This is a genomic window from Tabrizicola thermarum (genome assembly GCF_003574395.1).
Classification (GTDB): domain Bacteria; phylum Pseudomonadota; class Alphaproteobacteria; order Rhodobacterales; family Rhodobacteraceae; genus Tabrizicola; species Tabrizicola thermarum.
In genome coordinates this window covers 157,680-177,789 of record NZ_QMJY01000083.1, presented here as the reverse complement: position 1 = coordinate 177,789, position 20,110 = coordinate 157,680, and the positions used below count along the sequence as shown (strand labels likewise).

Here is a 20,110-nt window from a genome sequence, read left to right as displayed (position 1 = left end):
GCGGTGCCGGGTCGCGCGATGTCAGGAAGACGCCTCGGAGACAGGACGAGCGGACCCTGATGGGCACGGTGATGTTCTTCCATCTGATGCAATCGGCCCCTGCCGATACGCTGGCGATCAACGCCCCGCGTGCGCTGGCGCAGGGCTGGCGCGTGATGGTGCGTGGCACAGATCCCGCAGAGCTGGAGCGGCTCGATGCGGCGCTCTGGCTGAAAGGTGGCGATGAGTCCTTTCTGCCGCATGGTCTGCAAGGCGGCCCGCATGATGCCGATCAGCCGGTGCTGCTGGGTCTTGGCGCGCCCACGAACGGGGCCAGGGTGCTGGCCCTTGTCGATGGCGCGGATGCCAGCGATGCCGAGATCAGGGCGATGGAGCGGGTCTGGGTCCTGTTCGATGGCAACGACCCGGACCGTCTGGCCGTAGCGCGCGCCCAGTGGAAGGCGATGACCGGCGCCGGTCACGCGGCGCAATACTGGTCCGAAGAGTCGGGCCGGTGGGAGAAGAAGGCGGAAAGGACCGCGCCGTCCGAGGGCTGATCAGCCCCTGCGCAGCAGCCGCGCGACCTCGGGCGCGAAATAGGTGAGGATCCCGTCGCAACCCGCGCGCTTGAAGGCCATCAGGCTTTCCAGCATCGCCTTTTCCCCATCAAGCCAGCCGTTCTGTGCTGCGGCCTTCAGCATCGCGTATTCGCCCGAGACCTGATAGGCGAAGGTCGGCGCGCCGAAGGTCTCTTTCACCCGGGCGCAGATGTCGAGATAGGGCATCCCCGGCTTGACCATCACCATGTCGGCGCCTTCGGCCAGATCGCGCGCGACCAGCCGCAGCGCCTCGTCGCGGTTGGCGGGGTTCATCTGATAGGTCTTCTTGTCGCCCTTCAGCGCCCCCGTTGCCCCGACCGCATCGCGGAACGGACCGTAGAAGGCCGAGGCATATTTGGCGGCATAGCTGAGGATCGCCACATCCTTGTGACCCGCCGCCTCCAGCGCCCGGCGCATCGCCCCGATCCGGCCGTCCATCATGTCCGAGGGCCCAAGGATATCCGCCCCCGCATCCGCCTGCGCCAGCGCCATGCGGACCAGCGCCTCCACCGTTTCGTCGTTCAGGATGACCCCGTCGACCACCAGACCGTCATGGCCATGCGCATTGTAGGGGTCAAGCGCGACATCGGTCATCACCGCGATGTCCGGCACCTGAGACTTGATCGCGCGGATCGCCCGGTTGGTCAGGTTGTCGGGGTTCCAGGCCTCTTCGCAGCCCGGGGTCTTCAGGCCGGGATCGGTGTAGGGAAACAGGCAGACCACCGGAATCCCCAGATCGCTTGCCTCGGCAGCCGCTTCGACGACAAGGTCCAGCGATCGCCTCTCCACCCCCGGCATCGACACAACCGGCTGACGCTGACCCTCGCCATCGCACAGGAACACTGGCCAGATCAGGTCAGCGACAGCCAGGGTGGTTTCCTGCGTCAGCGCACGCAGGGCCGCCGTGCGCCGCAGCCTGCGGAAGCGGGTCAGCGGGTAGGCGGCCTGGACGGGTTGCATGTGTGGCTCCTTCTTCCCGGAACATTCAGGGACTTGCGGCTTCCTGCACTGCCTGCCATGGAAAGACATTCGCCTCAAGTCGGCACTTGACGATACGGCGCGGCACCGGGATACCTGAACCTGTGGAAGTGTTCGATACAGCACTGGAAGTGATTGACCTAAGGTCGTTTTCGAACCTCTGGTACTGGATCGCGCTTGCCGTCCTCTGGTCCTCGGTCAGCCACTGGTCGCTGGGGGTGCCGCATGACATGATCCAGCGCGCGCGCCGCGAGGGGGGGCAAGCGCTCGCCGATGTCGAAGACCTGGTGCGCATCAATGTCAGCCGGCTTCTCGGTCTTGTCGACAGCGGCGCTTTGATCTTGGTCGCCCTGATCGGGTTCTGGCTGTCGGTGTTGACGGTCCTGGCCTTCTATTACAGGATCGAGTTCGCGCAGGCGGTGCTGCTGCTGCTTGGCCCGCTGGTGCTGGTGCTGTGGGTCAGTGTCCGGGAAGGTCGCCGGATTGCCGCAGGGGCCAACAAGGGTGATGCCCTGCTGCGGCGGCTGACGGTGCATCGCCGGATCCTGCAGGTCATCGGGATGACCGCGATCGCAGTGACCGCATTCTATGGCACCTGGCAGAATATCAGTGTCTCGATCCTGTACTGATAGCGTCGCACCTGACCATGACCGCTGAACGCATCTTGATGGGCGGGGCACCCGAAGGGTTCGATGCCCGCATCCTTCAGCGCGAACTGGCGCGGGGCGGGGCGGTCATCCACATCGCGCGCGACGACAAGCGGGCCGAGGCGATGCGCGCGGCGCTGGCCGTCATGGCGCCCGAGGCCGTGGTGCTGGACTTCCCGGCCTGGGACTGCCTGCCCTACGACCGGGTCAGCCCCAACCCCGAAATCTCGGCGCGGCGCATGGCGACGCTCGCCACACTGGCCGACGGGCTGTCAGGGCCTTTCGTGCTGCTGACCACGCTGAACGCCGCGACACAGAAGGTTCCGACGCGCGAGGTGGTGCGGGCGGCGTCGTTCCGGGCCTCGGTGGGAGAGAGGGTTGACGAGGCGCGCCTGAAGGGGTTCCTCGCGCGGATGGGGTTCACGCCTGTATCTACAGTGGCCGAACCGGGGGATTATGCCCTGCGGGGCGGCATCGTGGACATCTTTCCGCCCGGGCGTGGCGGGCCGATCCGGCTGGATTTCTTCGGCGACGTTCTGGATGGCGCGCGGCGGTTCGACCCGGAAACGCAGCGGACCACGGAAAAGCTGAAAAGGGTCGAGTTTTCCGCCGTTTCCGAGGTGATCCTCGACGAGGCCGCGATCGCACGGTTCCGGCAGAACTACCGCATCGCCTTCGGCGCGGCGGGGACGGACGATCCGCTGTATGAGGCGGTCAGCGCCGGCCGCAAGCACCAGGGGATGGAGCATTGGCTGCCCTTCTTCCATGAGCGGCTGGAGACGATCTTCGACTATCTGCCGGGCGCTTCGGTGGTGCTGGACGACCAGGTGACGGCCGCACGGCTGGCGCGGTGGGAGGGGATCGCGGACAGCTACGATGCGCGGCACGAGGCCATGGGGGCCAGGGGGCGGATCGATACGGTCTACAAGCCGGTGCCGGCCGAGGAGCTGTATCTGGACGATGCGGCCTGGGAACAGGCGATCGCCGGGCACCGGGTGGTGCAGCTTTCGCCCTTGCCGCAGTCGCCGGGGCCCGGTGTCCTGGATGTGGGCGCGCGGGCCGGACGGAACTTCGCGCCCGAGCGTCAGCAGGAGAAGATCAATCTTTTCGCTGCCTTGGCCGAACATGTTCAGACCTTGGCGCAGACGGCGCAGGTGGTCATCGCCTCGTGGTCCGAGGGCGCGCGCGAGCGGTTGAAGGGACTTCTGGCCGACAATGGTGTGACCGGCGCCAGGGAAATCGCGGATTTCCGCGAGGTGCCCGAGGGGAAGGGTGGGCTGTTTCTGGTGGTCTGGCCGCTGGAAGCGGGGTTCGTGGCGCCAGGCCTTGCGGTGATTTCGGAACAGGACGTGCTGGGCGAACGGCTGACCGCAAAGCCGCGCCGGACGCGCAAGGCCGACAACTTCCTGCGCGAGGTGGACACGCTGTCCCCGGGCGATCTGGTGGTGCATGTGGAACACGGCGTGGGCCGCTATCTGGGGATCGAGACGATCACCGCCCTTGGCGCGCCCCATGCCTGCGTGGCGCTGGAATATGCCGAGAACGCGAAACTCTATCTGCCGGTCGAGAACATCGAGCTGCTCAGCCGCTATGGGCATGAAGAGGGGCTTCTCGACCGCCTCGGCGGCGGGGCCTGGCAGGCGAAGAAGGCCCGGCTGAAAGAACGGATCAGGGAAATCGCCGACCGGCTGATGCGGGTCGCGGCCGAACGGGCCTTGCGCCACGCCCCGATCCTGGAGGCGCCGCATTCGATCTGGGAGGCCTTCGCGGCCCGCTTCCCCTATCAGGAGACCGACGACCAGCTTGCGGCGATTGCCGATGTGGTGGCAGACCTCGAAAAGGGTTCACCCATGGACCGCCTCATCGTGGGCGATGTCGGCTTCGGCAAGACCGAGGTCGCGATGCGGGCGGCCTTCGTGGCGGCGCTGTCGGGGATGCAGGTTGCGGTGATCTGCCCGACAACGCTGCTGGCGCGCCAGCACTATCGCAGCTTTGCCGAGCGGTTCCGAGGATTTCCCATTTCGGTCAAACCCTTGTCGCGCTTTGTTCCAGCGAAGGAGGCCAATGCCACCCGGGCGGCAATGGCGGACGGGTCGGTTGACATCGTCGTCGGCACCCATGCGCTGCTGGCCAAGGGCGTGAGTTTCAAGAAGCTGGGGCTTCTGATCATCGACGAGGAACAGCATTTTGGCGTCGCCCACAAGGAACGGCTGAAGGAAATGCGGTCGGAGGTCCATGTCCTGACCCTGACCGCGACGCCGATCCCGCGGACCTTGCAGCTGTCCCTGACCGGCGTGCGCGATCTGTCGATCATCGCGACGCCCCCGGTGGACCGGCTGGCGATCCGCACCTACGTTTCCGAATTCGACACGGTCACGATCCGCGAGGCGATCCTGCGCGAACGCTATCGCGGCGGGCAGACGTTCTTCGTCGTGCCCCGCATCGCCGATCTGCCCGAGATCGAGGATTTCCTGAAGACCCACGTCCCCGAGGCGACATATGTCATCGCGCATGGGCAACTGGCGGCGGGCGAGCTGGATGACCGGATGAACCAGTTCTACGACGGCAAGTATGACGTGCTTCTGGCGACGTCGATTGTTGAGAGTGGCCTGGATATTCCTACGGCGAACACGATGATTGTCCACCGTGCGGATATGTTCGGGCTAAGCCAGCTCTATCAGATCCGGGGCAGGGTGGGGCGGTCCAAGACTCGCGCCTATTGCTATCTGACGACCAAGCCCCGCGCGCCGCTGACGCCGCAGGCGACGAAACGGCTGCGGCTTCTGGGCAGTCTCGACAGCCTGGGCGCGGGGTTCAACCTTGCCAGCCATGACCTCGACCTCCGCGGCGCAGGCAATCTGCTGGGTGAGGAGCAGTCGGGCCATATCCGCGAGGTGGGCTATGAACTTTACCAGTACATGCTGGAGGAAACGATCGCCAAGATCAAATCCGGCGAGCTGCAGGGTCTGACCAGTATCGACGACGACTGGTCGCCGCAGCTGAACCTCGGGGTGCCGGTGATGATCCCCGAGACGTATATACCCGATCTCGACATCCGGCTGGGGCTGTATCGACGCCTGTCCTCGCTGACGACCAAGGTAGAGCTTGAAGGGTTCGCGGCCGAGCTGATCGACCGGTTCGGGCCGCTGCCGAAGGAAGTGAACACGCTGATGCTGATCGTGCGCATCAAGGCGATGTGCAAGCGGGCGGGGATTTCCCGGCTGGACGCGGGACCGAAGGGCGCGACGATCCAGTTCCACAACGACAAGTTCGCCAATCCGGCGGGTCTGGTGGACTTCCTGAAAGCGCAAGGCCCAGCGGCGCGGGTGAACGGCAACCGGATCGTGCTTGCCGGCGAGATGAAAACGGAAGCCGACCGGATCAAGGGAGCGTTCAACATTGCCCGCGATCTGGCCGAAGTGGTGAAGGCCGGAAAGAAGGGCTAGGCGCGCGGCTCGCCCAGGGTCTTCAGCGACAGGATCAGATTGATCGCGGTCAGGACCGTGACGCCAAGGATGAGGGGCGTCGAGGTGCCGTTGAACGCAAGGCCGATCGGGATGGCGAGGATCACCGAACCGACCGTCGCCAGCGAGGAGATCACCGACGCGGCAAGGCCCGCCATGTGGCCCAGCGGTTCCATCGCCAGGGCGTTGAGGTTGCCGATGGTGAGACCCATCATCGAGAAAAGGCCAATGCTCCAAATCATTTGCATGGCGAAGCTGACGTTGCCCGATGCGAGGCTTGTGAAGGTGCCAAGGGCCATCAGCGACAGGATCAGCACACCCGCATAGGTGCGCCGCACAACGCGGCGCATCCCCAGCGTCATCACGATGCGGGAGTTGAGGAGACTGCCGCTCATCGACGCCACAGCGATGAGGGCAAACCAGAGCGGGAAGCTCTCGGCCCGGTCGAACTGGCGTTCGAAGATGCCTTGCAGGCTGGAAAGCGTGGCGAAGAGGCAGGCCAGCGTCAATGTCTGGAGGAGCGTGGAGACGAGAACGATGCGATGGGTGAAGAGGTGTTTCGTTCCGCTCCACAGGGTGCCGAGGTGAAGCGGGCGACGGTTGGCAGCCGGAAGCGTCTCGGGCTGCCGAAGACCCAGCCAGAGCATCGAGAGACCGGCAAAGAGGATGTAGGCAAGGAAGATCGACTGCCAGCCGCCCAGGGCGATGATGCCCTGGCCCATCAGGGGCGCGATGGCGGGGACGATGGTGAAGATCATCATCACGAAGGACATGATCCTCGCCATCTCGCGCCCCGAGTGAAGGTCGCGCACCATCGCAATGGCCACAGTGCGGGGGGCGGCTGCGGCAAGGCCCTGGCACAGGCGTGCGGCCAGCAGGATTTCAAGGCTGGGCGCGAAATAGCAGGCGAGGGCGCAAAGGGCGTAGAGGCCGGAGCCCACGAGGATCACGCGCTTGCGACCGAAGGCGTCGGAAAGGGGACCGGTGAAAAGGGTGCCGATGCCCATCCCGAGGACAAAGCTGGTGACGACAAGTTGCGCGGCGTTAGGCGTCTCGGGCGAGAGGGTCGCGGCAATTTCGGGCAAGGCGGGCAGCATCGCGTCGATCGAGATCGCGATGGTGGCGAACAGCATGGCGACCAGCGCCACGAATTCGGTCTGGGAGGGGCGGGACCGCATCACTCGGCGCGGCCTGTCAGCTCTTCGATGACCTTGCCCCAGGTCTCGGGCGGCTGTGCGCCGCTGACGACATATTGCTGCGCGATCAGGAAGGTCGGCACGGCGGTCACCCCCTTGTGGCGGGCGTCCTGGTCGCGGGCGGCGATATCGTCGGCATCGGCGTCAGAGCGCAGCAGGCGCAGCGTGGCCGCGCGATTCATGCCGTTCTCGCCTGCAATTCCGGCGAGGGTTTCAATGTCGCCGATGTCGCGCCCTTCCGCCCAGTAGGCGCGCATCAGGGCATCCACCACGGCGCCCTGCACGCCCTCGATCCCCGCCCAGTGGATCAGGCGGTGGGCGTTCAGCGTGTTCGGCAACCGCTGCGGTCGGTCGGGGTCCATGGCGACGCCGGCGGCGCGGGCGACCTCACGCAGGCGTTCGTGGATCGCTTCGACGCGGTCCTTGCCACCGAACTTCTGCTCCAGGTAGGCACGTTTTGCCACGCCTTCTGCGGGCATGTCCGGGTTCAGCTGGAACGGATGCCACCGGATCACGAAAGGGTGGTCGGGGTGATCGGCCAGAGCGCGGTCGAGGTTGGCCTTGCCGACATAGCACCAGGGGCAGACCGGGTCCGAGAAGATGTCCAGACGAATGGGGCCGGTGGTCATTCGGGTCTCCTGTAGCGGGCGGCCAGCGCCTTGCGGATCAGCTTGCCGGTGCCCGTGGCGCTTGCGGTGCGGGGCAGGGCGTCGAGGCGCTGGTAGTGCCTTGGCTGCTTCCAGCGGGCAAGGGTCTTTTCCGCGCATTGGTGCAGAAGGTTCTCGTCGATGGCGCACGAAGCCTCGTAGAACAGCGCGATGATCGTGGTGCCGGGCCTGGGCTCGATCTGGACCGCCGCGCAGGCCTGCAGGCCCGGACAGTCCTGGAAGGCGGCTTCGACTTCCGTCGGCGAGACCCGGAAGCCGCCTGCGTTCAAGAGGTCGTCCTTGCGCCCCAGATGGGTGATTGCGCCATCCGCCGCCATCCGCGCCACGTCGCCGGTGCGATACCATTGGCCTTGCGGCGGCGGCTGGCCGAGATAGCCGCGCATCAGGCCGGGGTCTTCTGTTGACACCGCCAGCTCACCGATCTCACCGCGAAGCAGGGGTGTGTCCGCTTCGCCCAGAATGGCGACATGGCGGCCCGGTTGCACATAGCCCGCGCTGCCCTCTGGTGCCGGTCGGTCGGGCGAGCCGGAGACATAGGTCGAGATTTCGGTCATCCCCAGCGCCTCGTGCAGATCGGTGCCGGTGCGGGCGCGCCACTGGTCGCGCAAGGCAGGAAGCAGCGCCTCGCCCGCCGACAGGCCGTGGCGCAGATGGGGGAGTGGGGGCATTTCGTTGCGCAGAAGCTGGCGATAGACACCGGGGGCAGCGGCCAGAATGGTGGCGCGGCTGCGCTGCAAGAGCGCGGGCAGATCGGCCGCAGAGGTGCCCGCTGCCGGAATCAGCGCGGTCGCGCCCAGGGTCCAGGGGTCCAGAAGCCCGGTGCCCAGCGTGTAGGTCCAGTTGAACGCCCCGGCGTGCATGATCCGGTCGCCCTCGCCCAGGCCCTCCCAATGCTTGTGCATGGACTGCCGGGCCAGGATGGCGCGGTGGGCATGGCTGACGGCCGTCGGCTGGCCGGAGGTGCCGGAGGTGAAGATGACATAAGCCTCCCGCCCCGGATCGCCAAGGTGCAGGGGCGCGGGCGGCAGCTCGGCCCAGGTCGCGAGATCGGGCGAAAGACAGGGGATCGGCATATCGGGCAGGGCGATGCCGGGATCGGCCACCACCAGTCGGGGGGTGACAAGGGCCGACAGCCGGGTGATCTCGCGCCCGGTCAGGGCGGCCGAGGTCGGCACCGGAACCAGCCCGGCCCAGAGCGCGCCAAGGAAAAGGATCGGGAAGGCCAGGCTGTTCCCCAGACGCAGGAGCACCCGATCTCCGGGAACCAGACCGAAGGCTGAAAGCGCGGTTGCAGCGCCCTGGGTCAGCCGCGTCAGCTGCGCGAAGCTGAGCGTTTCGTCACCATCCGGTCCGAGCAGGGTCAGCGCCGGCCTGTCGCCGAAGCGGTCCGCCCGCGCCAGAACATGCCCGGCCAGATTGAAGGCGCGCGGTGCCACGGGAAACGGTCGATTGTCGACGACGGACAGCATGACGAAGGGCTAGGCAGCCGACGCGGCAGTTGCAAGCGGGGAATGGCTGCACTATCGGGGGCCCATGCAGGTGACCGATCCGAAAAGCATGATCCGCGTGGCGCGCGAAGCCGGGGGAGAGGCTCATGTCGAGCCGCTGAACCTGGGCGAACGGGTGCGCGAATTGCGCCGGTCACGCGGCTGGACGCTGGAAGAGGCGGCAAGCCGGGCGGGTCTTGCGCGCTCCACCCTGTCCAAGATCGAGAACGGGCAGATGAGCCCGACCTACGACGCGCTCAAGAAACTGGCAGGCGGGTTGTCGATCACGGTGCCGCAACTCTTCACGCCGCCCTCGAAGGCGCAGGTCAACGGCCGGATGGCGGTGACACGGCTGGGCGAGGGTCAGGCGCAGGCCACGGCAACCTATGAGCACGAGCTTCTTGCCGGCGTCCTGACCAAGAAGCAAATGCTGCCCTACCGCGCGACGATCCGGGCGCGGACCTTCGAGGAATTCGACGGCTGGGTCCGCCACGACGGCGAGGAATTCCTTTATGTGCTGACCGGAGTCATCCGGCTTTATACCGAGTTCTACGAACCGGTGGACCTGCGTCGGGGCGACAGCGCCTATTACGATGCGGCGATGGGGCACAACGTGGTCAGCCTGTCGGAAGAGGACGCGACGATCCTCTGGGTGACGGCACTGACCTAGGCGGGCAGGTCATCGCGCCTGCCGCCGCCCGATCATCGGTCCCTCCCGGGTCAGAAGGTGTCCCGCACGGTGCGGGCCGTGCCCGAAATGTCCTCGCCCACGCCGGCGATGGTGTTGCAGCCAGCCAGTGCCGCCAGAAGGGCGAGGATTGCCAGTCTTTTCATGCTCTTGCCTCCTACTTTGCCTCATACCACCAGGTGTCGGGCAGAAAACCCGTCCAGTCCCCGTAAAGTGGCAGTCTCTCGGGATACTTCAGCTTTGCCGAATATGCCAAGCGTGAAACGTCCGAATACCAGATCGGAATCACATAGCGCCCCGAGGTCAGGACCCGGTCCAGCGCCTTGGTCGCGGCGGTGAAGTCCTCGTTGGTCGGGGCCTTCAGCATGGCGGCGATCATGGCTTCGACGGCAGGAGAGTTGACCCCCATCCAGTTGCGCGTGCCCGGTTCCGTCACGCCCGCAGATCCCCAGTACAGCAGTTGCTCATTGCCCGGCGACAGGGACAGCGACCGGATGTAATGGGTCATGTCGAAGTCGTAGGCGCTGGTGCGTTCCTTGTACTGGGCATCGTCGATCTTGTTCAGCCGCGCGGTGATGCCAAGCGCCTTGAGGGCCTCGATGTAGACCTCTGCGACCGAGGCCATCTCGTCCTGCCCGGTGACGAGCAGGATCTCGAAGGTGAAGGGCTCGCCATTGGCATTCCTCAGCACTCCGTCGGCGCCGACCGTCCAGCCCGCCTCTTCCAGCAGGGCCGCCGCCGCGCGGATGTTCTTGCGATTCGCCTGGTCCCCGTCAGAGACCGGAAGCGCATAGCCTTCGATGGCGCCGGGCGGCAGTTCGGACTTGAACGGCTCCAGAAGTTCCAGTTCCCGTCCCGTGGCGGGCGTTCCCGGCTCCATCCCCAGGAATGAGTTGCCGAAGTAGGACGGGATCCTGGGCAGCAGCCCGCCGTTCAGGGTCTGGTTGATGAATTCGAAGTTGAAGGCCAGGGTCAGCGCCTCGCGGACACGCCAGTCGGCGAAGAGGGGCCTGCGGGTGTTCATCACGAAGCCCTCGATCCCCGATGGGCGGCCATGCGGGATTTCCGCCTTGATGACGTCGCCGGACTGCACCGCCGGGAAATCGTAGGACGACAGCCACTTCGAGACATTGGCCTCGCGGTAGGCCGAAACCTGACCGGCCTTGAACGCCTCGAAGATCGCCTGCGGGTTGGCGTAGTAGTCATAGCGGATCTCGTCAAAATTCCACTGGCCCCTGTTGAACGGCAGGTCCTTGCCCCACCAGTCCGGGTTGCGCCTGTAGGTGGCATGGACGCCAAGCTCCGAGGCGGACAGGACATAGGGACCCGAGCCGATCGGGACCTCCATCGTCGCCTCGGCGAAGTCCTTGCCCTCCCACTGGGCCTTCTTCAGGATCGGGCGCAGCCCCAGGATCAGCGGAAGTTCGCGGTCCTCGGTGTTGAAGGTAAAGCGCACCGACCGTTCGCCCGTCTTTTCCATCGAGGCGATCTTCTTCCAGGCTGCTGCATAGCGCTGGTTGCCCTGGGTGCCCAGTGTCTCCATCGACCACATCACGTCCTCCACCGTGACGGGCGAGCCATCAGAGAATCGGGCCTCGGGGCGCAGGGTGAATTCGACGTAGGACCGGGCCTCATCGGTGTCTATCGATTCGGCCAGAAGGCCGTAAAGCGAGAAGGGCTCATCATAATTCCGCCCCATCAGAGTCTCGACCGTCAGGGTCGCAATGCCGGCCGCGGGCCGTCCCTTGGTCACATAGGGGTTGAAGCTGTCATAGCTGCCCGCCTCGCCCCAGCGGAAACTGCCACCCTTGGGCGCATCGGGGTTCACTTGCGGCAAAGACACAAAATCCGGGGGGAGAGCGGGGTCTCCATACATAGCTATGCCGTGCCTGGGCTCGGCCGATGCGCCTGCCGCAAAGACCGACAGCACCACCGCCAACCCGGCCACGCGCAAAATTGTGCCTCGTGCCGCCATCATCGCCCCATGCTCCCCATTCCCTGCGGTTGTGTTCGCGCAGAGTAGGACGGAGATCGTGCCAATTCAAACTTTTAGCTTGGCCATCGGCAGAGAGCGGACTATAACAACCTTACTGCTCGATAGGTTTCTTGCCTGTATGAAACCTGCCTCAAAGACTTGACGCCGGCCTCGTGCCGGCGTTTTTTTGTCTGCGCTCCGTGACTTCCGTTCATCCGCAAGACATGCCATGCTTTCGCAGGTGCAGCATCTGGAGCGGATCATGACACTTTCGGGCAAACGGGCGATCATCACCGGGTCCAATTCGGGAATCGGGCTGGGTGTGGCCGAAGCTCTCGCCGCCGCCGGAGCCGAGGTGATTCTGAACAGTTTCACCGACCGGCCCGAAGATCATGATCTGGCCCGCGATCTTGGTGCCCGGCACGGGGTGGCGGCGCGCTATATCGCGGCCGACATGTCCAAGGGGGCCGACTGCCGCGCGCTGATCGAAAAGGCCGGCGGCTGCGACATCCTGGTGAACAACGCCGGCATCCAGTTCGTGGCGCCGATCGAGGAGTTTCCGGTCGAGAAATGGGAGGCGATTCTGGCGATCAACCTGACCTCGGCCTTTCACACCATCGCCGCCGCCCTGCCGGGAATGCGGGCAAAGGGCTGGGGCAGGGTGGTCAACATCGCCTCGGCCCACGGCTTGACCGCCAGCCCCTACAAAAGCGCCTACGTCGCCGCCAAGCACGGCATCGTCGGCCTGTCGAAGACCGTCGCTCTTGAAACTGCCGGGCAGGGGATCACCTGCAACGCGATCTGCCCGGGCTATGTGCTGACCCCCCTGGTCGAGGCGCAGATCCCCGAACAGATGAAGGTCCACAAGATGGACCGCGAGACGGTGATCCGCGAGGTCATGCTTCTCCGGCAACCGTCCCGGCAGTTTGCCACGGTCGAACAGATCGGCGGCACGACGGTCTATCTCTGCTCTGCCTCGGCCGACCAGGTGACCGGCACGACGATCAGCGTCGACGGCGGCTGGACGGCGCTGTGAGACGCATCAATCTGGCGTTGCAGGGCGGGGGTGCCCATGGCGCCTTTACCTGGGGTGTGCTGGACCGCCTTCTGGAAGACGAGACGCTGGAAATTGCCGGGATCTCCGGCACCTCGGCGGGCGCTCTGAACGGGGCGGCGCTGAAAGCCGGGCTCCTGGCCGGGGGCAGAGGGGCCGCGCGCAAGCGGCTGGATCGGCTCTGGGATCAGGTCGGCGCAATCGGCGATTTCCGCATGTTGCCTTGGATGCAGGCCTTTCTGCCGATGCTGCGGTTCTGGCAGACGGCAAGCGCGGCCTTGCTTCCCATCTCGCCCCAGGCCATCGCGGCCCAGCTTTATTCGCCCTATGTCTTCGGCAACAGCTGGCAGAACCCGCTGGAGCCGGTGGTCCGCGATCTGGACTTCCGTCATGTCTGCGCGGCGGAAGGCCCCCGGCTATTCGTCAGCGCGACGAACGTGCGGACCGGCCGGATCAAGGTTTTCGAGGGGCAGGACATCGGCCCCGAGGCGCTGTTGGCTTCGGCCTGCCTGCCGACGGTGTTCCAGACGGTCGAAATCGGCGGCGAGGCCTATTGGGACGGTGGCTATTCCGGCAATCCGGCCCTTTTCCCGCTGTATGAACCCGATCTGCCCGACGATATCCTGGTGGTGTCGATCAACCCGATGCGGACCGAAGACATCCCCGGCACGCCACTGGAGATCCAGAACCGGATCAACGAGATCAGCTTCAATGCCAGCCTTCTGGGCGAATTGCGCGCCATCAGCTTCGTCCGCCGCCTGATCGCCGAGGGGCGGATGGAGCGGGGGTCGATGAAGGCCGTGAACGTCCACATGATTTCGGACGACCGGTTGATGAACGAGCTGTCCGCCGAATCGAAGCTGGCACCAACCCCCTATCTGCTGGAGCGGCTGAAGGCCGCGGGTCGGGCGGCGGCAGAGCAGTTCCTGCAGGATGGCGGCACGAAGATCGGGCAAGAGGGCAGCGTCGACCTGCGCAGTCTGCTGCGTCAGACCACCGGATCTTTCGGCAACGGGTAGACCAGCCCGCCTGACACGATCAGCTTGGCCGCGTCGTCGACGCCCATGTCCATCATCACCAGGTCCTTGGTCGGCACGAACAGGAGCATGCCCGAAGTGAAGGGCGTCAGACCCACGAAGACCGCCGACATGTCCGGCCCCATCGTCGCAAGCCGCTCGGCCAGTTCGCCCTTCGGCTGCGTGGACATGAAGCCAAGCGCCCAGGAGCCCGGTCGGGGAAATTCGACCAGCACGACCTTGTCAAAACTCTTGTCCTTCTTGTTGAAGAAGGTCTCGGCCACCTGCTTGATGCCGCTGTAGACAGAACGGACCACCGGCATCCGCTCGACCAGGTTCTCGCCCGACCGGATGATCGAGCGACCGATCAGCCCCTTGGCCAGCCAGCCCACGATGATCGTCACCACCAGGAAGACCAGGACGCCGACACCTCGGACCGGGAATTCGTACTGCGGGCCGAACCAGCGGCCCATGACGGCGTCGGGCTGCCAGTAGGCCGGGATCAGGGGCAGGATCCATCCATCGATCCAGCCGATCACTGCCCAGACGAAATAGATCGTCAGGCCGATCGGCAGCACGACGACAAGGCCCGTCAGGAAACTGGCGCGCAGGCTGGCAAGAAAACCGCGACGGCTCGGAATGTTTGGTTCGGTCACGAGTGGATGTCCCCTTCGGCGTCTATCTAGGGGGTCCATCGGCGGCTTCGCAAGGACGCGCGCGGCAACTTGGGGGGAAAATCAGCCCTGCCTGGCCAGTTCCCGGGCAATCGCCGCCCCGAGCCGCGCATTGTTCAGGACCAGTTCTATATTCGCCGCCAGCGACCGCCCGCCCGTCAGCTCGAAGATGCGTTGCAAAAGAAAGGGCGTGACCGCCTTGGCGGCGATGCCATGCGCGTCGGCCTCGGCCAGGGCCGCCTCGATATGCGGCGTGATCTCTTCCCGCGGGATCTCGACCTCGGGAGGGATCGGATTGGCGACCAGCTGACCTCCGGGCAGACCCAGCCGGGCGCGCATCAGATGCGCAGCGGCGATCTCGGCCGCGCTGTCCAGCCGCAAGGGCGCCGTCAGGCCCGAGGACCGCGACCAGAAGGCGGGAAACTCGCACTGGCCAAAGGCGATGACCGGCACCCCCATGGTTTCGAGATACTCCAGCGTTTTCGGCAGATCGAGGATCGCCTTGGCGCCGGCGGCAACGACTGTGACGGGCGTCTCGGCCAGTTCGCGCAGGTCGGCCGAGATGTCAAAGCTGCGCTCGGCCCCCCGGTGAACGCCGCCGATCCCTCCGGTGGCAAAGACGCCGATCCCGGCCAGATGCGCACAGATCATCGTCGCGGCCACCGTCGTCGCGCCCGTGCCGCCCGTGGCCAGGCAGACGGCAAGATCGGCGCGCGACAGTTTCGCCACGCCTTGCGCCTGCCCCAGGCCGTCAAGCTGAGCCTCGGTCAGCCCGATGTGGATCCGGTGATCCATGATTGCAATGGTCGCAGGCACCGCGCCATGCGCCCGGACTTCGGCTTCCACCCGTCGCGCCGTTTCGACATTCTGCGGGAATGGCATGCCATGCGTGATGATCGTGCTTTCCAACGCAACGATCGGGGCGCCCTCGGCGCGCGCTTGCGACACTTCGGGCGAAAAGGTCAGGGGCAGCGTCATGAGCCGATGTCTCCGGAAACATAGGTTGCAGCGGCGCGAAGCGCTTCGTCCAGCGCCGCTTGCCGGGCCAGCCCGCGCCGTTCGGCGACCAGATGGGCGGCCATGAACGTATCACCCGCGCCAGTGACGCGGGTCACCAGCACCTGCGGCGGGGCCCCTTCGATCACGCCGTCACCCCGGCGCCCCTCGGCGGCTGGCTTGCCGCCGTCGGTCACCAGAACCCGGGCGGCACCGCGGTCCAGCAGGGCCCGCGCGGCGTCCACCGCCGTCACCGCTTCGCTGCGGGCCAGGATGTTCGCCTCTTCCAGGTTCACATACAGCGTGGCCGACGCGTGGGTCAGCAGGGGCAACAGCCGCCCCGCCTTGCCGGGCGAGGCCGGGGCGACGCGAAGATCGGCGCGGGAAAACAGCGGCGAGGCGGCGATTTCCGCCAGCAGGCCCTCGGTCAGGTTGCCGTCCAGCGCGATAGGGCCAGCCCAGGGTGCTTTCTCGGTTCCCAGACGGCCATCGGCCAGGGGGCGCAGGATCTTGTCGCCCGCTGCCTCCAGCGAATGCGCGTCCGCGATGGCGGCGATCAGCCCGTTCGCGCCCTCGATGGCCGTGTAGCGGTCGGTCGGCAGGTCTTCGGATCGGTAGACCGTGTCGGTCATCAGCCCCAGCCGGTCACAGGCGGCCACCAGTTCATCGCCCTCGGCGTCCCGACCGATGGCGGTCAGAAGGGCAGGGGTCATCCCGAACCGCCGCAGCGTCATCGCGATGTTCATCGCCACGCCCCCCGGCAGGCGGGTGATCCGCCCCGGCACGTCCGAGCCAAGCCGCATCGAGGTGGGTGAGCGGCCGATGATGTCCCACAGGACCGAGCCGATGCAAAGGATGTCAGGCGTCATGTGCGCCTTCTGCCTTGTTCCGACAGGCAGGGTCAACTGCTCTTGCACCCCGCGTCGGTGGCCGAAGGACCGGCGAGCGCGGTGCCCCGGCGGAAAGCGAATTGCTGACAGCTTCAGTCATCTATAGGATGCAGCCGCTGTCCGGTCCGAGTGTTGAAACGGAGGCATTTCCCAGGAGGCCTTGCTGATGTCCGATGCGTTGTCAGGCTGGTTTGCGAAACCGCCCAAGGTTGTCAGTGACCAACCGAAACGCGGCTACTGGGTGATCGGCGTGCGAATCCTCGATCCGGTGCGCTATTCCAATCTTCTTGAGATCGCCGAGGAGACGATCGACTATCTCGGCGGCAGGATCGTGATCCGCAGCCCGGTCCTGACGGTCCTCAGCGGCTCGCTTCCGCCGCGTCTTCTGGTGGTTGAGTTCCCCAGCCTCGACCGTGCCCGCGAGGCCGTCGACGAGGCCGCCCTGAAGATCGGCGAGGGACTGTTCGACGGGGTGGCGGAATTCGACATGGCCATTGCCGAGGGCTACCACGATTTCGGCTGACGCCGACCTTTCCGTCCCGGCGTCATGCCGCCCCTTGCGCCTGGGCCGCATCCCGTCTATACGCGCGGCACTTCACAGGTGTCGTCGGGGCCGATGCGGGGAGAAATCCCGTACGGTCCACCGGTTGCCCCGGATCAGGTCCGGGGTGAAGACGGCGGCATCGAGGTTCAAACCGGAAAAGGACAAGGCATGGCTCTTCCCGAGTTCACCATGCGTCAGCTCTTGGAAGCTGGCGTTCACTACGGCCACCAGACCGCCCGCTGGAACCCCAAGATGGGCGAGTACATCTACGGTGAGCGCAACGGTATCCACATCATCGACCTGACCCAGACTGTTCCGCTGCTGGACCAGGCGCTGAAAGTCGTGCGCGACACCGTCGCCAAGGGCGGCCGCATCCTCTTTGTCGGCACCAAGCGTCAGGCCCAGAAGCCGATCGCCGAAGCGGCCGAGAAATGCGCGCAGTATTACATGAACCACCGCTGGCTCGGCGGCACGCTGACCAACTGGAAGACCGTGTCGCAGTCGATCCAGCGCCTGAAGCAGCTGGACGAAATCCTTGGCGCGGGCGGCGAGGGCCTGACCAAGAAGGAACGCCTCGGCATGGAGCGTGACCAGGCCAAGCTGCAAGCCTCGCTGGGCGGCATCCGCGAGATGGGCGGCGTCCCGGACCTGATCTTCATCATCGACGTGGGCAAGGAGGACCTTGCGATCCTCGAGGCGCAGAAGCTGGGCATTCCGGTCGTGGCCGTGGTCGACACCAACTGCTCGCCCAAGGGCGTGACCCATGTCATCCCGGGCAACGACGACGCGGCGCGCGCGATTGCGCTTTACTGCGACCTTGTCGCCCGCGCGGCGCTGGACGGCATGTCGGCCCAGATGGGCGCGGCGGGCGTCGACCTGGGTGCTCTGGAGGCGGCTCCGGCAGAAGAAGCGGTCGCTGAAGCCGAGGCCTGAGGCTTCGCTGTCACCAGACTTTCACCCGGCGGGCCTATCCCCGCCGGGCCATCGTTTCCAAGGAGTGAACCCATGACGATCACCGCTCAGATGGTGAAGGAACTGCGCGAATCGACCGGCGCAGGGATGATGGACGCCAAGAAGGCGCTGACCGAGACGAACGGCGACATGGAAGCCGCCGTCGACTGGCTGCGCACCAAGGGCCTGGCCAAGGCCGCCAAGAAGGCCGACCGCGTCGCGGCCGAGGGCCTGATCGGCGTGGCCGTGTCGGACGGCAGGGGTGTGGCCATCGAGATCAACTCGGAAACCGACTTCGTCGCCAAGAACGAGGATTTCCAGGCTCTGGTGCGGGATGTGGCCAATGTCGCGCTGACCACCGGCGATTCGATCGAGGTCGTGAAGGCCGCGCATCTGAACGGCAAGACGGTCGAGACGGTGATCCAGGAAGCCATCGCCCGCATCGGCGAGAACATGACCTTCCGCCGCCTGCATGTGCTGGAGGGCGACACCGTGGTGTCCTACGTCCATAACGCGGCAGCACCCGGAATGGGCAAGATCGGCGTCCTCGTGGCGCTGAAGGGCGACAAGGCCAAGGCGGAAGAGATCGGCAAGCAATTCGCGATGCACATCGCCGCGACGAACCCGCTCTCGCTGTCGGAAGCCACGCTCGACCCGGCCGTGGTGGAACGGGAACTGGCGGTGCAGACCGCCAAGGCGCTGGAAGAGAACGCCGCCTCGTCCAAGCCGAAGCCCGAGCAGGTGATCCATCAGAACATCATCCCCGGCCGGATGAAGAAGTTCCTGGCAGAGAACACGCTTCTCGGCCAGGCCTTCGTCATCAACCCCGACCTGACCGTGGAAGCCGCGGCCAGGGAAGCCGGGGTCGAGATCACCGGATACGCCCGCGTTGCCGTGGGCGAAGGCATCGAGAAGAAGCAGGAAGACTTTGCCGCCGAAGTGGCGAAGGCGCTTCAGGGCTGACACTGTCAACGATCGACAGGGCAGGGGGCCGGTGCAGATGCGCCGGCCCTTGTTGCTTTGCGCACCCCGGATCGGGCAGGTCGCAGGCCTGGGCGGACAGGTCCGGTCGGCACCTGGAAATGATGACGGCGCGGTTCTGGGGAAAACCGCGCCGTGCAGCCCCGCCCGATCCCCAGGGGAAAAGGGACCGGAGGGCAGGACAGGATATGACCACGAAACGCGTGGTCGAAACTCTTACGAACCGGCCTCAGCCAAAGGCCGTCGACCAGCATGACGCGGGCCTGCTTTCCGCAGCGTCAACTCTCTGCCTGACACGACACCCGCCTACAGGCGAGTAGGGAATCCCTTACCTTCTACCCAGGGCCGAAGATCCTCTGGCCAGGCTAGCGCGCGGCCTGGGACAGTTCGGGCGTGCGCTGGAAAATCATGTTCAGAAGCGCACCCTTGGCCACCGCCTGCGCGGTTGTCTCGACCGCCAGCGCCTCGCGGGCAAGGCGCAGATGTTTCTCCACCATCGCCGGGCTGACCCCCATCAACAGCGCCACGTCCTGCGTCGTCTTGCCATCGGCCACCCATTCCAGCGCCTCGCGCTGCCGCGGGCTAAGCGCCCGATGCCGCGACAGTTGCGGCAGGTGGACGATGGTAAGATGCATCATGTTGGCGACCGCCAGGATTTCCTCGCGCTGCGCGGCATGGATCGCTTCGACATCCTCGGGGCTCATCCCCGGATTGGCGATCAGGCCCATGGCTCCCTTGGACCGCGACAACACCTCAGGAAAACTTACCGACATCCCGGCCACAATGCCGTGAGCCGCGTTCTGCCGCACCGCCTCGGCCTCTTCCGCCGACAGCCTGCCCGCCTCGAACGCCTCTTTCACCCAGGACCAGGTGCAGATGCCGGCGTTCTGTTCGGCCCAGCGGAAGACCGGCGTCTTGGCGTAGAAGCCCCCCTGGAAATAGCGTTTGACATAGTCTGCATCGCAGGTGGTCAGGAACAGCGCATCATCCGGGTCGCCGATGGTTTTCAGATGCTTGAACCGTGTGAAGCCGTAATTGACCCGGCCAAAACCCAGCCCGGCAAAATAATCTGTCGCGAGGTTCCAGGCATCGTCGATCCGTTGCGAAGCGGCGATCCGGTTCAGCAGCGGCAAAATCGAGCTATCACGCATTGTCTGTCATCCCTGTATGCCTGACTGCGGCGCACGATCGCCTTGACCTTGCGGCAGTCAGGGGTTGGACGTGAGATACGGTGCCTTTCCTTGGTTTGTCTACCTTGTCGCGCGTGATAAGCCCGTCAAAACGGATGGATGACGGAACTTGTCATCCGTTCAGCGGTTTCGG

19 protein-coding genes are annotated in these 20,110 nt (G+C 65.6%); 9 read left to right on the top strand and 10 right to left on the bottom strand.

All coding sequences use genetic code 11. From position 1 onward, the window contains the following. Positions 1–59: 59 nt before the first annotated feature. Positions 60–536 carry a DNA polymerase III subunit chi gene (locus D5084_RS17175; RefSeq protein WP_128516733.1) on the top strand — a complete coding sequence of 159 codons (477 nt, stop codon included), beginning with the start codon at positions 60–62 and terminating at the stop codon, positions 534–536. Here D5084_RS17175 and hemB read toward each other — a convergent pair whose 3' ends face one another. Next, a complete protein-coding gene (gene hemB, locus D5084_RS17170; RefSeq protein WP_128516732.1) occupies positions 537–1,538 on the bottom strand; it encodes a porphobilinogen synthase in 1,002 nt (333 codons plus the stop codon). It abuts the gene before it with no gap. A gap of 149 nt (positions 1,539–1,687) precedes the next feature. Here hemB and D5084_RS17165 point away from each other — a divergent pair, with 149 nt between their 5' ends. Beyond that, complete coding sequence (locus D5084_RS17165) at positions 1,688–2,185, top strand: component of SufBCD complex (RefSeq protein ID WP_238382694.1); 498 nt, start codon at positions 1,688–1,690, stop codon at positions 2,183–2,185. Positions 2,186–2,202: 17 nt separating this feature from the next. After that, a complete protein-coding gene (mfd, locus tag D5084_RS17160; protein WP_128516730.1) occupies positions 2,203–5,649 on the top strand; it encodes a transcription-repair coupling factor in 3,447 nt (1,148 codons plus the stop codon). On the opposite strand, the gene D5084_RS17155 is transcribed toward mfd, so the two are convergent. Genes D5084_RS17155 through D5084_RS17145 form a run of 3 tightly spaced genes read right to left on the bottom strand, consistent with a single transcriptional unit; the run spans position 5,646 to position 9,000 of the window. Further along, entirely contained in the window at positions 5,646–6,845 is a 1,200-nt protein-coding gene (locus D5084_RS17155; protein WP_238382693.1) for a multidrug effflux MFS transporter, read from the bottom strand. The genes mfd and D5084_RS17155 overlap by 4 nt on opposite strands. Beyond that, complete coding sequence (locus D5084_RS17150) at positions 6,845–7,492, bottom strand: DsbA family oxidoreductase (protein ID WP_128516728.1); 648 nt, start codon at positions 7,490–7,492, stop codon at positions 6,845–6,847. Before D5084_RS17150 ends, D5084_RS17155 begins: the two co-directional genes overlap by 1 nt. Continuing rightward, positions 7,489–9,000, bottom strand: coding sequence for a class I adenylate-forming enzyme family protein (locus D5084_RS17145; RefSeq protein ID WP_128516727.1), 1,512 nt, complete (start codon positions 8,998–9,000; stop codon positions 7,489–7,491). The genes D5084_RS17150 and D5084_RS17145 overlap by 4 nt, the downstream gene beginning before the upstream one ends. A gap of 64 nt (positions 9,001–9,064) precedes the next feature. On the opposite strand from D5084_RS17145, the gene D5084_RS17140 reads away from it, so the two are divergent. Continuing rightward, positions 9,065–9,688 carry a helix-turn-helix domain-containing protein gene (locus D5084_RS17140; protein WP_128516726.1) on the top strand — a complete coding sequence of 208 codons (624 nt, stop codon included), beginning with the start codon at positions 9,065–9,067 and terminating at the stop codon, positions 9,686–9,688. A gap of 50 nt (positions 9,689–9,738) precedes the next feature. Here the strand turns inward: D5084_RS17140 and D5084_RS17135 are convergent, their stop codons facing one another. After that, positions 9,739–9,852, bottom strand: a complete 114-nt coding sequence (locus tag D5084_RS17135; protein ID WP_128516725.1) for an entericidin — start codon at positions 9,850–9,852, stop codon at positions 9,739–9,741. Positions 9,853–9,863: 11 nt separating this feature from the next. Beyond that, positions 9,864–11,684: an extracellular solute-binding protein gene (locus tag D5084_RS17130; RefSeq protein ID WP_435532683.1), complete on the bottom strand. Its 1,821-nt coding sequence runs from the start codon at positions 11,682–11,684 to the stop codon at positions 9,864–9,866. A 259-nt stretch (positions 11,685–11,943) separates the two neighbouring features. Between D5084_RS17130 and D5084_RS17125 the strand changes: the two genes are divergently transcribed. Together D5084_RS17125 and D5084_RS17120 are read left to right on the top strand one after the other, a co-directional pair. Beyond that, on the top strand, positions 11,944–12,717 hold the full coding sequence (locus D5084_RS17125; protein WP_128516927.1) for a 3-hydroxybutyrate dehydrogenase: 774 nt from the start codon (positions 11,944–11,946) through the stop codon (positions 12,715–12,717). Continuing rightward, a complete protein-coding gene (locus tag D5084_RS17120) occupies positions 12,714–13,754 on the top strand; it encodes a patatin-like phospholipase family protein (RefSeq protein WP_128516724.1) in 1,041 nt (346 codons plus the stop codon). Before D5084_RS17125 ends, D5084_RS17120 begins: the two co-directional genes overlap by 4 nt. Here D5084_RS17120 and D5084_RS17115 read toward each other — a convergent pair. From D5084_RS17115 to D5084_RS17105, 3 genes are read right to left on the bottom strand one after another with little or no spacing between them, the layout of a single operon-like run. Next, positions 13,724–14,446, bottom strand: a complete 723-nt coding sequence (locus tag D5084_RS17115) for a DUF502 domain-containing protein (protein WP_128516723.1) — start codon at positions 14,444–14,446, stop codon at positions 13,724–13,726. The genes D5084_RS17120 and D5084_RS17115 overlap by 31 nt on opposite strands. Positions 14,447–14,488: 42 nt before the next feature. After that, a complete protein-coding gene (locus D5084_RS17110; protein WP_202910080.1) occupies positions 14,489–15,403 on the bottom strand; it encodes a pseudouridine-5'-phosphate glycosidase in 915 nt (304 codons plus the stop codon). Next, on the bottom strand, positions 15,400–16,290 hold the full coding sequence (locus D5084_RS17105) for a PfkB family carbohydrate kinase (protein ID WP_128516722.1): 891 nt from the start codon (positions 16,288–16,290) through the stop codon (positions 15,400–15,402). Before D5084_RS17105 ends, D5084_RS17110 begins: the two co-directional genes overlap by 4 nt. 187 nt (positions 16,291–16,477) lie before the next feature. Between D5084_RS17105 and D5084_RS17100 the strand changes: the two genes are divergently transcribed. The 3 genes from D5084_RS17100 to tsf all read left to right on the top strand — a co-directional run bounded on the left by D5084_RS17100 (position 16,478) and on the right by tsf (position 18,769). After that, entirely contained in the window at positions 16,478–16,834 is a 357-nt protein-coding gene (locus D5084_RS17100) for a DUF1330 domain-containing protein (RefSeq protein ID WP_128516721.1), read from the top strand. Positions 16,835–17,023: 189 nt separating this feature from the next. Then, positions 17,024–17,788: a 30S ribosomal protein S2 gene (gene rpsB / locus D5084_RS17095; protein ID WP_128516720.1), complete on the top strand. Its 765-nt coding sequence runs from the start codon at positions 17,024–17,026 to the stop codon at positions 17,786–17,788. Between the two features lie 72 nt (positions 17,789–17,860). Beyond that, complete coding sequence (gene tsf, locus D5084_RS17090; RefSeq protein ID WP_128516719.1) at positions 17,861–18,769, top strand: translation elongation factor Ts; 909 nt, start codon at positions 17,861–17,863, stop codon at positions 18,767–18,769. A 383-nt stretch (positions 18,770–19,152) separates the two neighbouring features. On the opposite strand, the gene D5084_RS17085 is transcribed toward tsf, so the two are convergent. Then, positions 19,153–19,938, bottom strand: a complete 786-nt coding sequence (locus tag D5084_RS17085; protein WP_128516718.1) for a helix-turn-helix transcriptional regulator — start codon at positions 19,936–19,938, stop codon at positions 19,153–19,155. Positions 19,939–20,110: the final 172 nt, after the last annotated feature.